The following is a 3,090-nucleotide window of genomic DNA, read 5'->3' as shown; positions in this document are numbered from 1 at the left end:
CGCCGCCCCGGCGTCGGGCGCGGCGGAAGCCAGAGTTCCGCCGATCATCGTCACGACCGTCACGGTGACGAACGTGGTGCCGCCGCCGAATGCCTCGATGCTCGCCCACAAGGCGAGCGCGGCGCCCAACGTCGTCGCCGCGCAGCCGAGGATGATGATCGAGAAGCGTTTGGGGTCGCGGGCGAGTTCGCCCAGTTCGCCGAGGACTTCCTTGATCTGTGGCCGGACGGCGACTCGCAGCCAGCGGCGCAGCTTGGGCACGAACATGAACGTCCCGACGACGCCGAAAGCGGCACCTGCGATGAGATACAGCACGGTGTTGCCCGGCACCATGTTCGACAGCCCGGACGAGGTGCCTGCGACGACGCTGAAGAAGATCAGCAGGCTCACGTGCGTGATCACCTGGACGGATTGTTGCAGCGCCACAGCTGCCGTCGCGCGAACCGTCCCCAGCCCACCCTTCTGCAGGAATCGCACGCTCAGGGCCAGTCCGCCGACGCCGCGGGTGTCGTCGTTGCAGCGAAGGTGTTGGCGACCTGCATCACCGTCAGATTCCAGAAGCCGACCTTGCCCAGCGCGCACGCCCACAATGCCGCCCCGGCACCGATGTACGTCAGTGCGGACACCGCGAGACCGAGCAGAGCCCACCACCAGTTGGCCGAACCGAGTTCGGTGACGAACGCGGGCACCGCACTGATGAACGGGTATGCGACGTAGACCAATCCGATCAACAACACGAGCGAGATGATCTGGTTGCGGCTGAATCGGGTGACCTGTTCGGCCTCGATCTTGGCAGTGCCGGTCTGCTCGAGAACCTCGAGCCGGACTGCCTTCATCGTCTTGTCGGCGTCGAGCACCGATTGGCGAATGCGAGGCGGGATGGCGGACTTGGTCAATCGCCCCGAGGCCGCGACCACGGTCTCGAAGCCGAGTACGTCGATGGCGGTCGCGACGGCGCGCTGGGAGCCGAACAGGTCTGCCGTGGTGAGCAACAACTGCGCGACGTCGGATTGCATCTGGGAATCCGACGCACCCAGTTCGGCATGGCCGAAGCCGCAGAAGAGGGCATTGCGTCGTGGATCCTCAGCTCGCCGCGGTGCAGGTCGCCGTGGGATATCTGGTTCTCGTGCAGGGTGTTCAGGGCCGACCACAAGGCATTGAGGGTGGCGTCGTCGTGCTCCGCCTCGACCGGATCCCCGATGGGCAGACTGTGCGCGTACAGGGTCCATCCTCTGTCGAGTGCTGCCACCGCCAGCGGGTGGCTGCCCGCCGCACCCAACCCCTTGATGGCAAGGCCCATCAGGCGCGATGCTCGACTGCCCGGCGCATCGACGCGTGCAGTGGCGCAGTTTCGCTGCCACGCATCGTGATCCACCGCCAGGACTGGCGCAGGGCACCGCCGCTGCGCTGGTTCTGCCCGTACAACTCGACCACCACATCGGCGTCGGGAGTGTGTGCGTTCAACACCAACGGGCCGGGGCCGGCCGGACGGACGACGGTGAAGCTGCGAACGGTGACACCGCGACTGTGGAACAGCCGAACCGCCGCGTCGAGCGGAACCTCCAGCGCCGGTGTGCCGACGAGCAACACGATGACGGCTCCGACGAGCCAGCCGACCGCCAGTCCGAGCATCGAGCGAGCCGGGACAACGGTGGAGACCACCAGGTGCATCGGCACGAACGCGAGCAACAGCGTCCACCATGCACGACGCCACTTCGCGGGTAGGCCAGGGCCGGAAACCGTCAGCGCCGCAGCCAACATCGCGATCCAGCGAGAGTCGTCGAGAAATTGCGCGAGGAACGTGTCGAGTCGCTCGGGAACATCGAGGTCCCAGGTGGGAGTGGAGATCCCGGTTCCGGTGATCGACAGCGCCAGGGCGGCGAGCAGCGCCGCGGCTGCGTATCCGGCGAGCAGTTTCCATTTTCGGCCTGCGATCAGGCCGATCAGGACGCCGAACGGGAGCGCGAGAATGGCGACGCCGTAGACGATGTAGACGGCATTGGATTGGTCGGGGCCGAGCACGCCGACGATGTTCGATACCGATTGCTCGAGCGCGTCCCACTGATTTCTGGTGATCAGCGAACCGGCGATCACCACGCCCAGCAGTGCCGCGGCCGATACGACCCGAATGATGTCGCTGGTTCTCCGCACCAGCGGCTGAAGCAGGTTTCCCGCTACGGGAATGTCCCGCCCATCCACACGCATGGGGTCAACCTACCGTGCGGTACGCCTGCGGAGTTCGTTGCGGACGGTCGGCCATTCGGATTCGATGATCGAGAACACGACGGTGTCGCGCAACGAACCGTCGGGCATGCGTTGATGATTGCGCAGAATCCCGTCCTGCTTCGCACCCAGTTTCGCGATCGCCGTCCGCGACTGCAGGTTCATCCAGTGGGTGCGAAATTCGACTGCGATGCAACCCAGTTCCTCGAATGCATGCGTCAACAGCAGTAGTTTGCTGGCGGGATTGGTGCCGGTTCCGTGCGCGGAGCGGGCATTCCAGGTGTATCCGATTTCGACGCGACGGTTGGTGGCGTCGGCGTTGCAGAATGTCGTCGCTCCGATGATCTGTCCGGTATCGTTGCGGCGCAGCGTGAACGGAAGCATCGTGCCTGCGTCGAGCAGTCCGAGTCGACGGTCGATCTCGGCCGCCATCTCCTCCGGCTTCGGCACGCTGGTGTACCAGAGATTCCACAGCTCGCCGTCGCGCGCGGCATCGCACAGACCTTCGAGGTGATCGTGGCTCAGCGGCTCCAGGGTCACCAGATCGTCAGTGAGGGTCACCGGTTGTAGAAAGGACATTCGCCGACGATACGTCGGATCTGCCGTCCGGGAAAGCGCGACGATCAGCGCTGCCGTGACGGCAACGGCCACCACGACGAGGGCGATCACTTCGGTGAAGGCGTGGGCGTAGGCATCGGCGAATCCCGGTTGCCCGGCCGCGGCGGCATCTGCGTCGGCACGGTCGGGCACCCCGGCCGCGGACGAGGATCGTCAGCAGCCAGGGCGTAGCCGGCGACCATCACGGCCTCGCTACCGATGCGGAAGAGATTTGAGTCTCTGCTGCGGGTGCCGCTGCTGTGCGGTGGA

Annotated in this window: 1 protein-coding gene and 1 pseudogene; both read right to left on the bottom strand. The window is 65.7% G+C overall.

Annotation, left to right across the window (positions count from 1 at the left end; all coding sequences use genetic code 11):
* Window positions 1-2,205: pseudogene (locus RHBS_RS26130) on the bottom strand (YbhN family protein); the annotation flags it as partial.
* Window positions 2,206-2,214: 9 nt separating this feature from the next.
* Entirely contained in the window at window positions 2,215-2,802 is a 588-nt protein-coding gene (locus RHBS_RS26125) for a GNAT family N-acetyltransferase (RefSeq protein WP_128646831.1), read from the bottom strand.
* Between the last annotated feature and the right edge of the window lie 288 nt (window positions 2,803-3,090).

Source organism: Rhodococcus sp. BS-15, from assembly GCF_000813105.1.
Lineage (GTDB): Bacteria > Actinomycetota > Actinomycetes > Mycobacteriales > Mycobacteriaceae > Rhodococcoides.
This window is presented reverse-complemented; position numbering and strand designations above follow the sequence as displayed.

Bases quoted from the DNA above. Each gene is read 5' to 3' on its own strand.
- RHBS_RS26125 (WP_128646831.1), bottom strand. From the start codon at position 2,802: ATGTCCTTTCTACAACCGGTGACCCTCACTGACGATCTGGTGACCCTG.